The 16,263-nt window shown below is 60.7% G+C and carries 14 protein-coding genes; 2 read left to right on the top strand and 12 right to left on the bottom strand.

Translation table 11 applies throughout. From position 1 onward, the window contains the following. Positions 1-124 precede the first annotated feature (124 nt). The 7 genes from A6M21_RS06640 to A6M21_RS06610 all read right to left on the bottom strand — a co-directional run bounded on the left by A6M21_RS06640 (position 125) and on the right by A6M21_RS06610 (position 8,628). Entirely contained in the window at positions 125-1,867 is a 1,743-nt protein-coding gene (locus A6M21_RS06640; protein WP_066667196.1) for a YcdB/YcdC domain-containing protein, read from the bottom strand. 44 nt (positions 1,868-1,911) lie between these two features. Continuing rightward, complete coding sequence (locus A6M21_RS06635) at positions 1,912-2,742, bottom strand: ABC transporter permease (protein ID WP_066667195.1); 831 nt, start codon at positions 2,740-2,742, stop codon at positions 1,912-1,914. Further along, on the bottom strand, positions 2,729-3,670 hold the full coding sequence (locus A6M21_RS06630; RefSeq protein ID WP_066667185.1) for an ABC transporter ATP-binding protein: 942 nt from the start codon (positions 3,668-3,670) through the stop codon (positions 2,729-2,731). Before A6M21_RS06630 ends, A6M21_RS06635 begins: the two co-directional genes overlap by 14 nt. Then, positions 3,670-6,030, bottom strand: coding sequence for a hypothetical protein (locus A6M21_RS06625; RefSeq protein WP_151191825.1), 2,361 nt, complete (start codon positions 6,028-6,030; stop codon positions 3,670-3,672). Before A6M21_RS06625 ends, A6M21_RS06630 begins: the two co-directional genes overlap by 1 nt. Further along, positions 6,027-7,496, bottom strand: coding sequence for a PD40 domain-containing protein (locus A6M21_RS06620; RefSeq protein ID WP_066667181.1), 1,470 nt, complete (start codon positions 7,494-7,496; stop codon positions 6,027-6,029). The genes A6M21_RS06625 and A6M21_RS06620 overlap by 4 nt, the downstream gene beginning before the upstream one ends. Then, on the bottom strand, positions 7,486-8,040 hold the full coding sequence (locus A6M21_RS06615) for an RNA polymerase sigma factor (RefSeq protein ID WP_427854607.1): 555 nt from the start codon (positions 8,038-8,040) through the stop codon (positions 7,486-7,488). Before A6M21_RS06615 ends, A6M21_RS06620 begins: the two co-directional genes overlap by 11 nt. Positions 8,041-8,424: 384 nt before the next feature. Then, positions 8,425-8,628 carry a hypothetical protein gene (locus A6M21_RS06610; RefSeq protein WP_066667179.1) on the bottom strand — a complete coding sequence of 68 codons (204 nt, stop codon included), beginning with the start codon at positions 8,626-8,628 and terminating at the stop codon, positions 8,425-8,427. A 244-nt stretch (positions 8,629-8,872) separates the two neighbouring features. Between A6M21_RS06610 and A6M21_RS06605 the strand changes: the two genes are divergently transcribed. Next, positions 8,873-10,639 carry an Rqc2 family fibronectin-binding protein gene (locus A6M21_RS06605; protein ID WP_066667177.1) on the top strand — a complete coding sequence of 589 codons (1,767 nt, stop codon included), beginning with the start codon at positions 8,873-8,875 and terminating at the stop codon, positions 10,637-10,639. Positions 10,640-10,746: 107 nt separating this feature from the next. Beyond that, positions 10,747-10,917: a hypothetical protein gene (locus A6M21_RS18685; protein WP_161486019.1), complete on the top strand. Its 171-nt coding sequence runs from the start codon at positions 10,747-10,749 to the stop codon at positions 10,915-10,917. 436 nt (positions 10,918-11,353) lie between these two features. Here A6M21_RS18685 and bioB read toward each other — a convergent pair whose 3' ends face one another. The 5 genes from bioB to mnmA all read right to left on the bottom strand — a co-directional run bounded on the left by bioB (position 11,354) and on the right by mnmA (position 16,252). Beyond that, positions 11,354-12,370, bottom strand: coding sequence for a biotin synthase BioB (gene bioB / locus A6M21_RS06600; RefSeq protein ID WP_066667175.1), 1,017 nt, complete (start codon positions 12,368-12,370; stop codon positions 11,354-11,356). Between the two features lie 32 nt (positions 12,371-12,402). Beyond that, entirely contained in the window at positions 12,403-12,525 is a 123-nt protein-coding gene (locus tag A6M21_RS19260) for a hypothetical protein (RefSeq protein WP_282434533.1), read from the bottom strand. 244 nt (positions 12,526-12,769) lie between these two features. After that, positions 12,770-13,534 carry an acyl-CoA dehydratase activase gene (locus A6M21_RS06595; protein WP_066667173.1) on the bottom strand — a complete coding sequence of 255 codons (765 nt, stop codon included), beginning with the start codon at positions 13,532-13,534 and terminating at the stop codon, positions 12,770-12,772. A gap of 242 nt (positions 13,535-13,776) precedes the next feature. Then, entirely contained in the window at positions 13,777-15,048 is a 1,272-nt protein-coding gene (locus A6M21_RS06590; protein ID WP_066667171.1) for a double-cubane-cluster-containing anaerobic reductase, read from the bottom strand. Between the two features lie 106 nt (positions 15,049-15,154). Next, positions 15,155-16,252, bottom strand: coding sequence for a tRNA 2-thiouridine(34) synthase MnmA (mnmA, locus tag A6M21_RS06585; RefSeq protein ID WP_066667169.1), 1,098 nt, complete (start codon positions 16,250-16,252; stop codon positions 15,155-15,157). Positions 16,253-16,263 lie beyond the last annotated feature (11 nt).

Here is a 16,263-nt window from a genome sequence, read left to right as displayed (position 1 = left end):
CCGGAACCTTTAATATGTGTTACCTGTTGTTCAAAATAGTTGCAGGGCCAGTCTTTAGCAGGCGTCCACCCGATGATACAAGAAACTTCCGGGTGAGAAATTCCGGACCTGCCCCGGAGCAGGTTCAATTCCCTACAGTCACCGTTTTTCCGGTGAAGGCGTCGATATAATCCCAGCCCGAACCGAAGGCCGGGATATAGACCAGTTCAGGGGATGGCCCCCGCTGACCGAAAAATTCCGGCCAGATGTAAACCAGTTGCAGGGGATGTTGTTTTAAAAATTCGGCTTTGGCCGTTTCCGCCGACACCACGTTTTTATTGTCCGGAAGGGCAACGGAAGTACCGCGGAAGCCGTCATTGAAGCCAATTATTTTTCCTGTAATGGCGTCCACCTGAATCGCATAACCGCTGTCCACTACCGGCACGCCCTGGTAAATGCGGTTGAAATTGAAAGAAAATACCGGCTGCGGCTGCTCCTGCGCCTGGAGCTTGCTTTTGTCCACCCAGGAGGGCATCACTTCGCCACCGGAAGGGTAAACCCGCACCTGCAGTTCCGCGGTTCCCGGCGGCAGGAGCTTTGACAGGAATTGCTCCGCCGTGTTTAAAGCGGCTTCCGGGGATACGGTCGCCTGCCGGCCGCGGCCGGATTCGTCCTGAAGATTAAAGCCAACCACCCGGCCCGTTCCGGCAATGGTGGTCATGTGCAAAAAGCGCATCGGGCCGTTTTCCGGCCTGCCGCCCAGCCCGGGTTCTGGTTGGGAGACCCAGTTGTATTCTTTGGTTTTGATCTCCGGGTCGAAGAAAGCCGGCCGTTCATCAACATTTTGCAGGCGCATGCCTGCCATGTCAATCCCGAATTGTTTGGCCAGCAGTGCAGCGGCTTCTTCTGGCGTACCGGCGGTCAGTTGCCCGCCTTCTCCCTGCAGGGTGATCCACTTCGGCTGGCCGGTATGATCCATAAAGTCCGCCAGCGGTTTTCCGGTCAGGGCGTCGATTGGCGCCGGAAAAGAGGGGGCATACATCAGCACCGGCCGGGTTTCGTCTCTGGCCGTGTTGAATACCTGCAGTTTCAAGGGGTGCCGGGCGTAATATTGCAGATTCATTTCCACCAGGCCGGAAAAGGCCTTTTCCGCCGCCGCCGGTGTGATCGCCCGGGCGGGGGCGGGGAATTTGGCCGGATCAAGCACCGCCTCCTTTTCCCGCTGGAACCCGGTGATATGGCCGAAAACATCCACATTCACCCGGAAGCCGCTGTTCATCAAGGGAATGCCGTTAATTAGACGATTGTATTGCACGTCAGCCGACGCCCAGGTGATTTGGTTTCCCTTTTCGTCAGCTGTGCCTGATCCGCCGTAGCCAATACTTGCGCCCGGTTGATATTCTTTCTCCTGCTCCCCCAGGAATGCGTGCACAAATTGCGCCGCCTTTTCCTTCGCCAGGGCGGATGCGGGCACCTGATCCGAAGCCCATTGCGGATTGTTGATATTAAAACTTTGTAGTTCCCCGGCGCGGTCAAAACCGAGGAAAGCGTTCACCGTTTGGATGCGCGCCGCCGAATCCGGTGTGCGTTCCGCAAGCATTACCGACCAGGCCTTTCCCCCCTCGTCAGATACGTGCTGCACAGTCAGTTCCTTCAGTTCCGGTACCGCCTGGCAGACTTTTGTCAGCGCCTGTTTTTGTGACTGGGTCAGTGTCCGGTTCTGTTTCGTATCAACCCCCGGCGATGACAGTTGAACGGCTTCGCCGGTTGCCTGTACGGTTTGCACTTCCGGCACGGCCGGCGCCGGTTTTTCCGCCGCCCCGGCGGGCGCGGCCAGCAGCATACCGGCCGCCAGCACGGCAGCGGCCATCTCTTTTGCTTTCCGCAAGATACATCTCCCCTTTGGAAAATAGTTTTTTCCGGTCAACCCGGTTATTTTGCCCGGAGCAGGCGGGCGCTCCAGCGCAGGAGCAGGATTCCGGCGGCCAGGCAGACGATGCTGTAGATGCCCCAGCCGGGCAGGCCGAAATTCACCCCGGTGAGGATCCCTTTTTCACCCATGATTTCCATCAATACAAAGACCGGATTGATGTGCTGCAAAAATTCCACCACCCCGGCGGTAAATCCGGTCCAGGCGGCCGGATTCCAGTTGACGTGATTGGCACGGCTCGTTTCATACAAAAATGCCGCCAGAAAACCGGTGCCGGCCGAGAAGGCGAAGGCCAGACCGTAGGCCGTGACAGTGCTCACGCTGGTTTTTTTGAAAAAAGAGGAACAGGTCACGCCAATGCTGCCGAAGAGAAACACGGTCACCAGGTAGAATCCGAATACCCCCAGTACCTGCCCCGGAGCGATGCCGCCGGACATGAAGACAATGCTGTACAGGGGCAGGGTGGCCAAAATGAGCAGGACCACAAAGGCACAGGAGGAAACCAGCTTGCTCCAGATGATCTGCCGCGTAGTCAGGCGGGTGGTCAGCAGCACGTTCAATGTCTGCCGCTCCCGCTCCCCGCTGATTACGCTTGCGGTCAGGCCCGGCACCACAAAACCGAGCAGCACCAGCTGGGTGATGCAAAGCATCACAAATAACACATGGCTGCTGTTGGGCTGGAAGATACCGGGCAATTGCCGCCAGTTCAGATACATGAAGCCGAGCACGAAGAAGCCGATCACCAGCAGGTAAAGGGACAACAGCCAGGGTGTTTTGTCAGTGCGAAAGCGCTGGCGCAGCTCTTTGAGCAATACCGGGTTAATTTCCGTCAATATTTTCACCCCCCTCACCGGTGACAGCCATGAAAACCTCTTCCAGGTTGCGCCGCACCTCGCCGCACTCCACCACGGACCAGCCGCCTTCTATAACGGCCTGCAGAAGCGCGGCCTGTTCCTTCCTGTCCCCGCTGAAGAAAAATCCGGCCGCTGTTCCATCCGCATGTGCTTCGCTCACCCCGGGCCGGGTGGATAAAAAGCCTGCCAGTTCCGTCGCCCGGTCCAGAACCTCGATGCAAAGCCGCCTGGCGCCCTGCGACACGGCGGTGATCTCCGCCACCGGACCACTGACAACCAGTTTTCCCGCCTCCATAATAGCCACCCGGTCGCAGATTTCGGCCAGTTCGGGCAGGATGTGGGAACTGATCAACACCGTTTTGTCCAGCCGCTTAAGCTGCCGGATAATTTCCTTCATTTCCGCCCGCGCCCGCGGATCCAGGCCGGAAGCCGGTTCGTCCAGGATCAGTACATCCGGGTCGTGCACCAGGCAGCGGGCCAGGGCGAGCCGTTGCTTCATGCCGCGTGAAAGGGAATCCACGTAGACGCCGGCCTTGTCCGGCAGGTTGACCAGTTCGAGCAGTGTTTTGACCAGACCGGGCCGCCGCTGAACGGGAATTTGATGGGCGGCGGCGAAAAATTCCAGGTATTCACCGGCCCGCAGGCCGTCGTAAACACCGAAGAAGTCCGGCATATATCCGATCCGGCCGCGCACCTCCGCCGCCCGGTCCACCACGTTCAGGCCGTCCACCGTGGCCGTGCCCGCGTCAGGCAAAAGCAGGGTGGCCAGGATGCTCATGGCCGTGGTCTTGCCGGCGCCGTTGGGACCGATCAGCCCGTAAACCAGCCCCCGGCCGGCGGCCAGGCTGAAACCGTCCAGTGCCCGGGTCGCCCCGAAAGCTTTGCTTACCCCGTCAAACCGGATCATCAGTAAACCACCCCTTCCACCGCCAAACCCGGCCATACCGGGTAGGGTCCCCGTGATCCGCCGGCTACCTTGAGCCGGACTTCATTGCCGGACAGATAACGGGACAGCTCCGCACCGGTGATCCGCCTGCCGCCATCGGGCAACTGCTCCCATTTGTCTTCCCGGTAGTTGTATATTTCCACCGGCAGGTCGAATTGCCCGCTGCTATACTGAATATCCAGGGCTGTAATCTTAAACTGTTTGCCGGTCAGCACACCGCCAATATTGTACACCAGGGGGATCGAACCATATGACACTTTCCCGCCGTTTTCCGGAGTGGAGACGTAGCCCAATTCACCGGTACGCGGCTTGACCAGTCCGGCCGGGAGGTAAAACCGGCCGGCGGGCACGTTCAGTTCAATTGCCTGTTCAACCAGGGTCAGACCGTAGTCCTTACTCCGGCTGTCCTTACCCGCCACCTGGAATAATCCCGGCGCCCCGTCGTGCCAGCCGGTAAACTGGATGCCCGCCGGACCCGGACTGTCACCGCGCAGACCGGCACCCAGCATCTGCCGTTCCCGGAAAAAGGGTTCCCCCGGCCGCCGGCCGCCGCCGCCAATCAGTTCTGCAATCAGCGCCTCATTGCCGGGCGCCGGACCGCTCCCGGCCAGCGCTTCATCAATGTGCAGCGTACCCCTGGCCGGCAGGCTGCCGGCCTGGATCACCCGGCCGCCCAGAATCAGTTTGCAGTCCCGCAGATCCAGCCCGGTCTTGTTCACCAAATCGCCTTTAATCCTTTTCCCCTCCAGATAGAGCCGGCCGGCGATGCTCCCCCGGTTCCGCTGCAGCCCGTACGCATAAACCTGGCGCAGGGAATTGTATTGAACCCGGCCAAAGCCGACCGTGCTCTGCTCACCATTTTCCTGCACCAGACCGGGGGAGGCGCCGGACGCATAGCCGACGGCCGGTCCGGCAATAAAGCCCGGGGCGACATGCACTGTCAGTTCACCGCCTTTGGCGGCCACAATACTGGCTCCGGAGCGCACCGCGGCCAGATCCGGCGATAAAATATCCACCACGGACAGTGTCTGGGTCAGGCAACCAGGAATCCGGACGGCCGGTGTAAACAGGTAAAACCCGCCGGCCGCCACCAGCGCTCCCGCCGGCACCAGCGCCCAGGCCCAATCACGGCGGCCGGACCGGCGCAGGAGGTAATAAAGCAACGGTCCCACCGCCGCCGTGTAGGCCAGCCACAACAGAACCAGTACCGGCGCCGGCGGTCCGGCCAGCTGGGGAATGTAGGCGCTGGGTCCGGCCAGTTGATTGGCGGCCTGAGTCATCACGGGGTAGAAACCCCGCAGGGGCAGGTTTTTGACACCGGCCGCCGGGACGGTGACGCTGTCCGGCGGTGAATGATCAACCCCCGTTACCGGTACGGCGTTTTGCAATAGGGCGGACCAGACACCCCGCGCGCTGCCGCCCAAATCGCCGGCGGCGGCGCCGCAATAGACCACTTCCCCCCACCCCAGTTGCCGGCGGGCCAGCACGGGGACACCGTCATCCACAACCAGCGCCCGGCCGGCCACCAGCCGGCCGGCAGCCACCGCCAGCGGCCCGCCGGAGCGCAGGCCGCCCAATTTTCCGTCCACCATTTGATTGCCGGTAACCAGCACCGGGCTGACACCGGCAAAAGCGCCCCCTTCGCCGGCCCCCGCACCGCCGAAGAGCACCAGTGTGCCGCCCAGGTTCACCCATTCCTTGATTGCGTGCACCTGCTGTGCATTCAAGGCAGCTACAGCAGCGGGGTTGATCATAATTACATCCGCCGTGCCCAGCAGCAGGCTGTTCGCCGGCAGCCCGGCGGCGGATAAATATTTCAGGTTTGTTTGCGCGCCGGGGCCTTCGGATAACCAGGCCTGCAGCCCGCCGCCGGCGATATCCCGGCCCAGGGCCAGGATCACCCGGTTGGCGCCATCCACGGCCGCGCCTTCCACCCGGGATTCGGCCAGTGCCCGGCCGCCGGAAACCAGCTGCACCACCGGCCGGGTGAAGGCCAGCTCTCCCGGGATGACCAGGCGGAACTGCTTGCTGCTGTTGGCCGGGACATCCGCGTTTATGGCCACCCGGGGCAGATCCGGCCGGCCGCCCGGCTGTTCACCCTTCTGTACCACCGTAATGGTCCCCGTGAACCCCGGCCCCGGGTTATCCACCGCAACCTCCAGCGCCAGCGGTTGATTCAACTTGTACAACCCACCCAGACCGGGGAGCACTTTCATCCCCACGGCGGTGTCTGCAAAAGCCGGCGTGACCGCGGCCAGCAAAAACACGGCCAGAATGGCGCAGAGCAAGCCGCCGCTGAAAAACCGCATTTTCCCTCTCAATTTTCTTCACCCCGTCCGGATGTTTTTTCCTGCAACTCCACCTGTACCAGCGACACCATCCCCCCGTCCCGGCGGGCCACCAGCAGGCTATTGCCGCCGGGACTGAAGTGCAGGTCCTGGAAACTGTCCAACTGATTGAGCAAAAGTGTGCGCGGTTCGCGCACGCCCTGGCTCTCCATTTGCCGCAACCAGTTCAAACCGGCCGCCCCGGGGTTGCCATCCGGAGCCAGCAGCAGCCGGCCGGCCGGCGATGATTTTTCATCCGCCCGTACCGAGGGCGGTTTGCCGGCCGCACCCAAATAGATGGTTCTGATTTCCCCCTGCCGCTGACGCACGGTGAACAGGGGTGATCCGTCCGGGCTGTAGGTGAGCACCTGCTCGACAGTTTTCTCCCCAATGAAGGCCAGGAAACCCTGCGGTCCCCAGGCCGGCTGCCGCCCCGGTCCCAGTTGACGGGCGGCGCCGCCGCCGGCGGCAAGCAGCCACAACTCCGGCTGTCCGCCGGCACCGCTGCGCTCCACCACCAGGTGGGAGCCGTCCGGCGACCAGGCCGGATGTCCGCCCGCCCCCGGGGAAACCGGCTTTTTGCCTTCAGCCAGCAGGTAGACATCTTCCCCGCCGCCGGGACGGCCCAGGGTACAGGCCAGGGTTTTGCCGTCAGGCGACCAGGCCAGGCCGGACAGGGTTTCACCCGGCCCCGCCTGCAGCATGGTCACGGCTTTGTCCAGAGCCGCCTTTACTTCCGGCAGGGTATTTGGCTCCAGGGGCGCCGCCGGCATGGACGCCGTGATAATCTCCGCCCCCCCGCCGGCGCGGTTGCGCACCAGCGCCAGCTGTCCGCCAGACCGGGTGAGCGCGGGTGAGGCATAGGATCCCCCGCCGGGGGGTTTGATCATCCCGGTTTGATTACCGTACCGATCCAGCAGGATCAAAGCGCCGCCCCGTACGGCCAGATAGCCGCGGCCGCCGGGTGCGCAGGCAAATTCCAGCGGATGGTTTTCCAGCCAGAAGCGGCTGATTTCATTGACCGGCCCCGCCACCAGTATTTTGGGCGCAAGAGTGGAACGGTAAAGCCAGCAACCGGCCAGCAGGAGCAACGCCACCACCGGCAGCAACCACCAATAAGACTTCCACCCGGGGTGGAACACCTTCCGGGCGGGGGATGCAAACCCGCCTTCACCGGCCGCCGCCGGCCGGTGAATATCCGCGCCTTCACCGGCCGCCGGTGACAGGCCCGCGCCGTCCGCGGCCTGCATCCGGGACAGCCGAGCCTTCAACTCTTCCCTGAGCCGCATATTGACCGGTACGGCCTCGCGCACCTTGCGCATATGGACCAGCAGTTCACCCAGTGAACCTTCATCCTGGATCGGATTATCCTCCCCCCGGTTATCCCATTTGTTGCGATGGTCATCCAGCGGTGTGATTTTATCCGGACCTTTACCGTTATTCGCACTATCAGCGCACAATTTTCCCCGCCTCCTCCCCATGCCCGGAATAATTTGCCCGCAGCGTCTTGAGCGCCCGGTGATGGATCATCCGCACCGCCGCCTCCGATTTACCCAGCACCGGGGCAATCTGGCCGAACTTCAATTCGCCGGCGTAGCGCAGGGAAATCACATCCCGCTGTTCCGGAGGCAGGCGGCGCAGCATGTCTTTGAGCTGCCGCACTTCTTCGGTGTGTAAAAGTGCCTCTTCCGGACCGGAAGGCGCTTCCAGCAGGGCCAGCTCATCTTCCGAAAACACTCTTTCCCGGCGTCCGCGCAGGTAATCAATATAGGCGTTGTGGGCGATGCGGAAAAGCCAGACGGCAAAGTTGGACTCCCGGCGGAACTGGTGAAAGTTCTCCAGTGCCTTTAAAAATACCGCCGCGGTAAGATCGTCGGCGTCCCAGGAATTGTCCATCCGGTAACGCAAATACCGGTTCACGGCGTTAAAATGCCGGTCGTAAAGTTCCCCGAAGGAAACTTCCCCGTCCCGTTCCGGTGCCTCTTTTGTTTTCAACTGAAACACTCCTCCGGCAATCCGTGCAACCGCGCCATATTCCGGACGGTACATACCCGGGCGCCCGTGTACGGTTCCCGATTGCCTTCTGAATAGATAGACGGGCGAAGTACTGAAAAGGTAACAAAAAAGTGTGACGGAAATGGAAAATAGAAAGAATACATGAATGACACCGGTAACAAAATTTGAAGTTGTTGCCTGGTGATACCATATCATATCCGGCGATGGAAAACCACAGAGCTTAAGTTTGCCTGGAACTGACGGATCAAAAACCGTTGCGGCCCTGCCTCGAAAAGGACTTTTAGCTTTAATGCGCGCACTGAAAATTCAGGTATTATACCTCCGGCACCTGGTAGAATGCCAGGTTCGGAGTTCATGTGTCAGTCCTGGAGTTTACTTGTCACCGGTTGCCCGGCTGGCTCCCGGACCGGCGTCATACAAGCCGTCAGCGGCCGGCTTCAACTGGCAGGCGGCTGCAGCCGCCCGGCGGCGGAAAAGGGTGAGATTGCGTCCATTGCTCCCCTGCGTAATGACATGTCCGACGTCCGGCCGGAAGCCATACGTAAGAGCTCTATTCCCCGGCAGCCGGTTCAGCAAGCATTGACCGGCTCCCGGCGCAATGCTATACTGGGATCATCTTTCGACCGGGAAGGGAGTGCAAAACCGGCCGTAAAAGTTACGGGGCAGACGGACGGACAGCTTCGGGAAAGTGCCGGGATTCTGGCTGGTGCCTTTAGGATCCGGGGGAACGCCACTAACGGGACGCCGGCAGTTTTCCCGGCCGGAAAAGCTCGAACGTCAACCCGGCCTGTGCCGCAACTTCTTACGGACCGGACTATCCATGCCTTTTGACGGATTGGTCCTGGCCGCCGTGCGCCGGGAACTGGAAGCGGCATTGACCGGCGGGCGCATCGACCGTATTTACCAGCCCGACCCATACGAACTGGCCATGATCGTACACCGGCCGGGCGGCCGGCTGCGCCTGACCCTGTCAGCCCATCCCTACCACGCCCGGGTGCACCTGACCGCCCGCAGCCGGGAAAACCCTTGTGCACCGCCCCTTTTCTGCATGGTACTGCGCAAACACCTGGAAGGGGCGCGCATCCGGCAAATTAACCAGCCCGGCCTGGACCGGGTGCTCACCATACGGGTGGAAGGCCGGGATGAACTGGGGGAATTGGCCAGCAGGCACCTGATCTGTGAAATTATGGGCCGGCACAGCAATATCATTTTGGTTGATCCCGGCAGCGGGCTGATCATCGACGCCATCAAACGGTACACGCACGCCGTCAGCCGCCACCGGGAAGTGTTGCCCGGACGGCCCTATGTACCGCCGCCGGAACAGCACAAACAGAATCCGCTGACCGCCGACGAAGACGCCTTTCGCCAAATCATCCTGGAACAGCCCCTGGAAACACGGCTGGAGGACATCTTGCAGCGCCGCCTGGACGGCATCAGCCCGCCGGTGGCCAAAGAAATCGTTTACCGGGCCGGACTGCCCGCCGGCACCATCCTGGACCGGTGCGGTGAACACGAACTGCGGGTGCTCTGGCAGGCGCTGGAGCAAATCGCCGTCCCGGCCGGACGGGGTGTTTTCCAGCCGGCGCTGATTACGGACCGCAAGGGCGATCCGGTGGATTTTGCCGCCGTCGACCTGACTCATTATGAAAATATGGATCACCAGAGCGGCACGATGAACGAACTGGTTGACGCCTTTTTCGCCCGCCGGCAGGAAATGGACCGCCGGGAAGCGCAAAGGCAGTCCCTGTTGAGCGTGGTCCGGCGCGAAACCGGCCGCCTGGCCAAAAAGCTGGCCCTGCAGGAGGAAAGCCTGTCCCGGGCGGCCCGGGCGGAAGATTACCGCTTATACGGCGAATTGATCACGGCCAACATTTACCGGCTGGAAAAAGGTGATCGCGAAGCCGCCCTGGAAAACTTTTACGATTCCCGGGCACGCACGGTGAACATACTCCTGGACCCCCGGCTCACGCCGGCTGAAAATGCCCAGGCTTATTTCAAAAAATACAACAAGGCACGGCACACCCGGGAAGCCGCCCGCGACAGGGCACAGGATACCAAGGCGGAACTGGATTACCTGCAGGGGGTGGAAACGGCCGTGCTGCAGGCCGCTTCCGCGCCGGAACTGGAGGAGATCCGCCGGGAACTGGTGGATCAGGATTACATAAAACCGTCCCCGGCCGCCCGGCAGCAAAAAAAAGAGCGGGAAAAACCCGCCCCGCTGGCTTTTACCTCCAGTGACGGACTGACCGTGCTGGTGGGATGCAACAACCGGCAAAACGACTACCTCACCCTGCGTCTGGCCGGGGGAAACGACATCTGGATGCATACGAAAGACATCCCCGGCTCGCATGTGATCATCCGTACGGAGGGGAAAACGGTACCGGAACGGACACTGTTTGAAGCCGCCTCCCTGGCCGCCTATTTCAGCCGCGCCCGCCAGTCGCAGAACGTACCGGTGGACTACACGGAACGCAAAAATGTGAGCAAGCCCAAAAGCGCCCGGCCGGGATATGTGATTTACACCGGACAGCGGACGATCACCGTCGATCCGGATGAAGAACTGCCTGGAAAATTATTACGGACATAATTTATTAACGCTAATCGCTCCGATTATGCTTGCAGTTTTTGTCAGGCTGGTGTTATAATAAGTGCAGTCAAATTGCCAGTGATTATTAATCAGGGAGGTGCTTGCCAGTGTGCGGCTGCTGTGACGAAAACAAACCGGGTGATAAATGCTGCCAGGAAGACAATGTTGAGGACAAGGAAAAATGTCTGGAAATGGAAGACGAGGAAGAGATCAAGCGTATGAGCGTGCTCAACCCGAATTCCCCGTGCGGCCCGACGGAAAACCGTTTCGGGAAATAAGCACGCCGGCGGCTGGATAACATCAAAGTTATATTGGCGGGCGGGATTTAACCTGTACAGCATTTACGGACGACGAAATTTTCAGCAGCGGGGCGGGATAATTAATATTTCCGCCCCGCTATTTTGTAGTAGACTGCTCCCCCGCTGGCGGGCAACGGCCGGTGCCGTTTTCCGGACGCAGCGGCAGTCCTCTGCGGATGATTGCCGCTGTCCGCCGGCAAGGCATATTATTTGTACCCGACATCATTACCTCACATTTTTGCCTTCATAATTCCCGCAACAGGCCGGTTTGACAGCGAAAATGAACCTTTCGGAAAAGTTGGGCCGTGTTATGTCAACCGGCCCGGCTGCAATGCATTCAGAACAACCAGTGCTCCACAACTTTGCACGGCGACACTGATAACCGGGTGGCAAACCAGGTCAGCCGTCAAACACACTATTCCGGATCGACGGTGCCCGTTCCCGGCACCCCGCACGCCGCCCGCGGCGCCAACCCGGCGGCGGCCAGCATGGCCAGGTCCCGCTCCATGCCGTCCCCGCGGGTGGTCAGGTAATTGCCCACCATCAGACCGTTAATGCCGTATTGAAAGGCTTCCGCCTGCCGCTCACCGAGTCCCGGTTCCCGCCCGCCGCACAGGCGCACGGTGGCCCGGGGCAGGACCAGCCGGAAAAGCGCGATCGTCTTTAATATTTCCTCCGGGGACAACGGTTTGGCGTTCGCCAGCGGCGTACCCGGAATGGGGTTGAGGACGTTCAGCGGCACCGAGTTCACCCCCAGTTTCCTAATTTCCAGGGCCATCTCCATCCTTTGCGCCAAACTCTCCCCCATACCAATGATACCGCCGGAGCAAACCGCCAGTCCCGCCCCCTGCGCCGCCCGGATGGTGGCCACCCGTTCATCGTAGGAGTGGGTGGTGCAAATTTGCGGGAAAAAGCTGCGTCCGGTCTCCAGGTTGTGGTGGTAGGTGCTCACTCCGGCTTCCTTCAGCTGCCGCGCTTGTTCTCCGTCGATGATGCCCAGGGAGGCGCAAAGGCTCAATCCGGTTTCGGCGTGCAAAATGCGGAAAACATCCAGCACCGTTTCAAAGTCCCGGCCCGTGATGCCCCGGCCGCTGGTGACCAGCGAAAACCGCCCCGCCCCGGCCGCCTCCATACGCCGCGCCTTGGCCAGCGCCGCCGCGGCGTCAATCAGGGGATAAACCGCCGCCCCGGTGCGGTAGCGGGCTGATTGGGCGCAAAAGCGGCAGTCCTCGCTGCACAGCCCGGAACGGGCATTGATAATCGAACACAGATCCACCCGCCGGCCGTGGAAGCGCCGGGTCACCTCCCCGGCCAGCGCCCGCACCCGGACAAGCTCTTCACCGGCACAGCCGGCCAGGGACAATATTTCCTCCCGGGACAACCCTTCCCCGGAAAAGACTTTCGCTTCGATTAATGCCCGGGATAAGTTCATCAATTAACGCCCCCTTGTACACCCGGGTCATTTTATTCCCCGCTCACCGCGGCAATGGACCGGTAAGTGATCTCCAGCAACTGCTTTAGTTCGCTTTCGCTCATGGCCAGCACGGGCATAAGCACAATTACGTCACCCAGCGGCCGGATAATCAATCCATGCCGCCGCGCCTCTAATTCAGTGTCACCAATGCTACCCCCACATTGTTAACTGTGAGCAAATTAACAGTTAACAATAAGCATAAACAAAGACGGCGGCAATGTCAACCATAATCTTGCCGCGGTAGACAATAACCGATCCCGGGCAAAAATTTCACCAAAACAGAATCTCCCGGTATAATTTGAAGCAGTTTGAGAAAACCCAAAAAATATTGCAGTTTTAAAGACTGAAGCAGCCCGGTCAAGCGCCGGGCTGCTTCAGTCCGTACAGCGCCGCGCCCAGCGCCCCCACCAGTTGCGGACGCTCCGGCACCAGCAGATCCGGCAGGTTCATGCGCCGGGCAAAGTAGGCGGACAGGCCGGGCACGGCGGCCACACCGCCCGTAAAAACCACCGCCGGCTCCGTGCCCAGACGGTGGAGCAGGTTCAAAGTGCGGTCGCAGATTGAATTGAGCACGGCCCGTGCCACCGCGCCCACCGGCCGATCATCTGCAAGCAGGGAAACTACTTCCGATTCGGCAAAAACAGTGCACATGCTGTTTAAGGTAATATCCCCGTCCGCCGCTTCGGCGGCGGCCACAATTTCGTTCAGGGAAAGCCCCAAGCCGCGGGCCATGATTTCCAGAAACTTGCCCGTACCGGCGGCGCAGCGGTCGTTCATGATAAAGTCCGCCACCCGGCCGGCTTCATCCAGGCGGATGACCTTGCTGTCCTGCCCGCCGATGTCCAGCACGGTGCGGCAGGCGGGAAATAGATGGCGGGCGCCCAAAGCGTGCGCCTTGATCTCGGTGACCAAACCGGTGGCAAAACCGGCCCGCGCGCCGTGGCGGCCATAGCCGGTGGCTACAATACGCCGGAAAATGTGCCGGTCGCCGGTCATCCCGCGCGCCTGTTCCAGGGGGCGCGGGCCGCTGTCCGCCACGGCGGCGGACTGCATTTCCCCGCGCCCGTTCAATACAACCGTGGCAATGGTACGTGAACCGATGTCTATTCCCAGTACGGCCATAAACCATTTGTCCTTTCTATACTCTATATTCCCGGCGCTCCCTTGACCGTCATTGGTTCGGACGGACGGACGGCGTCAAAGCGCTGAGACTCACCACCCGGCTGAGATACCCAAAGACAACCCCCATGCCACATGCAGAAGGGAACGCGAAGTCCTAACGGGCAACCCGTCCGTTTCGGTCCACCCGTCAGCACCCGGCCGGCCAAACGGCAGGATATGGCGAAAGGCCATGCATTTCCCGGTTAGCGCAGCATTTCAATAAAGGCTTCCACCCGGGTGCTCAGCTGGCCGGTATCCTCTTCGCCGTAATCGGTTTCCACCTTCATTACCGGAATGCCCCGTTCTTTAAGCGCCTTTTCCACTGCATGGTATTCCACCGCGTAGCCGTGGCAGAACTGCAGGTTGTAGTAAACCACCCCGTCGGCCCGGGTTTCCCCAACCAGGCGCAGAATGTCCTCGATCCGCCCGGGATTGGGTGTGAAGCAGGAGCAGTTGATTTTCAAGTAGCGTTCGGCCAGTGCCTGTAACTGTTCTTCCAGGGTAACGCCCCCTTCATCAACCTGGTGGGCGAAGAAACGGGTGCCGGTGCAGGTTTCCTCGCCGACTACCGCCGCGCCGGCCGATTCGATGATGTGGTGCAGCTTCCAGTTGGGGATGGCCATAGGCGTGCCGGTGACCAGGATGCGCGGCGCCCCGGCACCAAACACCCCCTCACCGGCCGCAATGCGCTCCTCCGCTTCGGCGGCCAGCGCTTCAGTCCGCTCGATAAAGCGGTCCGGATCGTCGTAAAAACCAACCTGGGTGACCAGCAGGGCGTCCTTGCCGCTCACCGGCACCGGGTCGGCCTGCCGCGCCCGGTAAAGTCGCTCCAGCGCCCGGCGCAGCCGGTTTTGACGGCGTATTTCTACAGCCAGTTTTTCCGCCGTCACCCGCTGTCCGGTCAACTCCTCCATTTTATCCAGGAACAAGCCGGTTTCTTCCCGCCAGGCGGCCAGATCCCGCGGCCGTTTCATCTGCGGCAGATCCATCACGTAAACGGGTGCATATTCGTTAAGCACTTCCCAGGCCTTTTTCTTGCCGTCGCAGGTGGTTTCGCCGATCAGCAAATCACACGATTGAAAATAAGGGCATGTGCCGCTCAGGCGGGCGCCCACCGAAGCCTTGATCAGCGGGCACAAATTGCGGGGCAGCACCTTTTCCCCGTCCGGCACCCAGAACTGAGAACCGCCGCACAGTCCAACGGCAATGGCCCCGGCGGCACGGGCAATCTCCACCGGCACAAAGACGCAAAAAGCGCCACAGATCTTGCCGCCCTGATTTTTATGCGCCTGCAGTTCGGCAATCCGCTCGCTGTGGATTTCGGCCACCACCGAATCAAAATAATCCATCGCCCGCGGGCGGCCGGCCTGCCTTAAAAACACATCTTCATACACCAGCGGCAATGCGTTCATCAACTGGTCATGCTTTTCCAGGTCCATATTCAAATCGGACCACATCCGGCGGTAATCGGTCATTAAAAAAGCCCTCCCGGTGGTTTTTGATCAGGCATTCGCCGGGAAGGTACATAAATCCTTTATTTGTATGATTTAAGTTTTTTATGATTCATGTTAAAATAATAAGCTATTTCTCCCGCTTTTCGATCACCCCGCCCCCCACCAGGTATTCGTCTTGGTAGTAGACCACCGCCTGGCCGGGGGTGATTGCCCGTTGGGGCTGCCCGAAACGCACCCGCGTCCGGCCGTCGTCCAGGGGCTCGAGCCGGGCCGGGGCCGGGACGGCGTTGTAGCGGATCTTGGCCTGCACATCCACCGGTTGTTCAAGGCGGTCGAATAAAATAAAGTTGTTGTCGGCCGCCGTCAGCCCAAAGCCGTCCAGCGCCTCCTCTGGGCCGACAATGACGGCGTTGCGCTCCGGATCGATGTCCACCACATAAATCCTCTCCCCGGTGGCCAGCCCCAGCCCGCGGCGCTGACCGGTGGTATAAAAGGGGATGCCCCGGTGCCTTCCGAGTACATTGCCCTGCAAATCCAGAAAGGGACCGGGTTTGATTTCCCCGGCGCCGGCACGCGCGGACAAAAAGCGGTGGTAATCGTCGCCGGGAATGAAACAAATCTCCTGGCTCTCCGGCTTTTCAGCCACCGGCAGTCCCCGGACGGCGGCCATCCGCCGCACCTCGTCCTTGGTGTATTCCCCCAGGGGCATCAGCGTATGGGCCAGTTGCTCCTGGGTCAGGTTGTACAGCACATAGGTCTGATCCTTGTGCCGGTCGCAGGCGCGGCGCACCACATAACGCCCGCGCCGCCGGTCGAAAAACAGCCGGGCGTAGTGGCCGGTGGCCACGTATTGAGCCCCCAGGGCGAGCGCCTTTTTCAACAGGGCGTCGAACTTGACGTAGCGGTTGCAGGCGATGCACGGATTGGGCGTACGTCCGCGCAGGTATTCGGCACAGAAATAATCCACCACCTTTTTCTCGAAAAGACGGCGGAAATTCATCACGTAATAGGGAATTTCCAACAGATCGGCCACCCGGCGGGCATCATCCACGGCGGACAGGGAGCAGCAACCGACGTGCCGCCCGGACACCGCGGTCACCGCCGGGTCCCAGATCTGCATGGTCACCCCGATCACTTCATAACCCTGTTCAAGCAGAAGGGCGGCGGTGACAGAACTGTCCACCCCGCCGCTCATGGCCACAATCACTCTTTGTTTTCCGGACACGCTTTTTCCAC

This window comes from Desulfotomaculum copahuensis, assembly GCF_001655685.1.
In the GTDB taxonomy this organism is placed as follows: Bacteria; Bacillota; Desulfotomaculia; order Desulfotomaculales; family Desulfovirgulaceae; genus Desulfotomaculum_G; species Desulfotomaculum_G copahuensis.
Note: the sequence above shows the minus strand (reverse complement) of the source record. Positions and strands in the feature narration are given on the sequence as shown.

Coding starts and splice junctions, on each gene's coding strand:
- A6M21_RS06595 (WP_066667173.1), bottom strand. CDS start 13,534: ATGGCCGTACTGGGAATAGACATCGGTTCACGTACCATTGCCACGGTT.
- A6M21_RS06605 (WP_066667177.1), top strand. CDS start 8,873: ATGCCTTTTGACGGATTGGTCCTGGCCGCCGTGCGCCGGGAACTGGAA.
- A6M21_RS06630 (WP_066667185.1), bottom strand. CDS start 3,670: ATGATCCGGTTTGACGGGGTAAGCAAAGCTTTCGGGGCGACCCGGGCA.
- bioB (WP_066667175.1), bottom strand. CDS start 12,370: ATGAACTTATCCCGGGCATTAATCGAAGCGAAAGTCTTTTCCGGGGAA.
- A6M21_RS06590 (WP_066667171.1), bottom strand. CDS start 15,048: ATGACCGATTACCGCCGGATGTGGTCCGATTTGAATATGGACCTGGAA.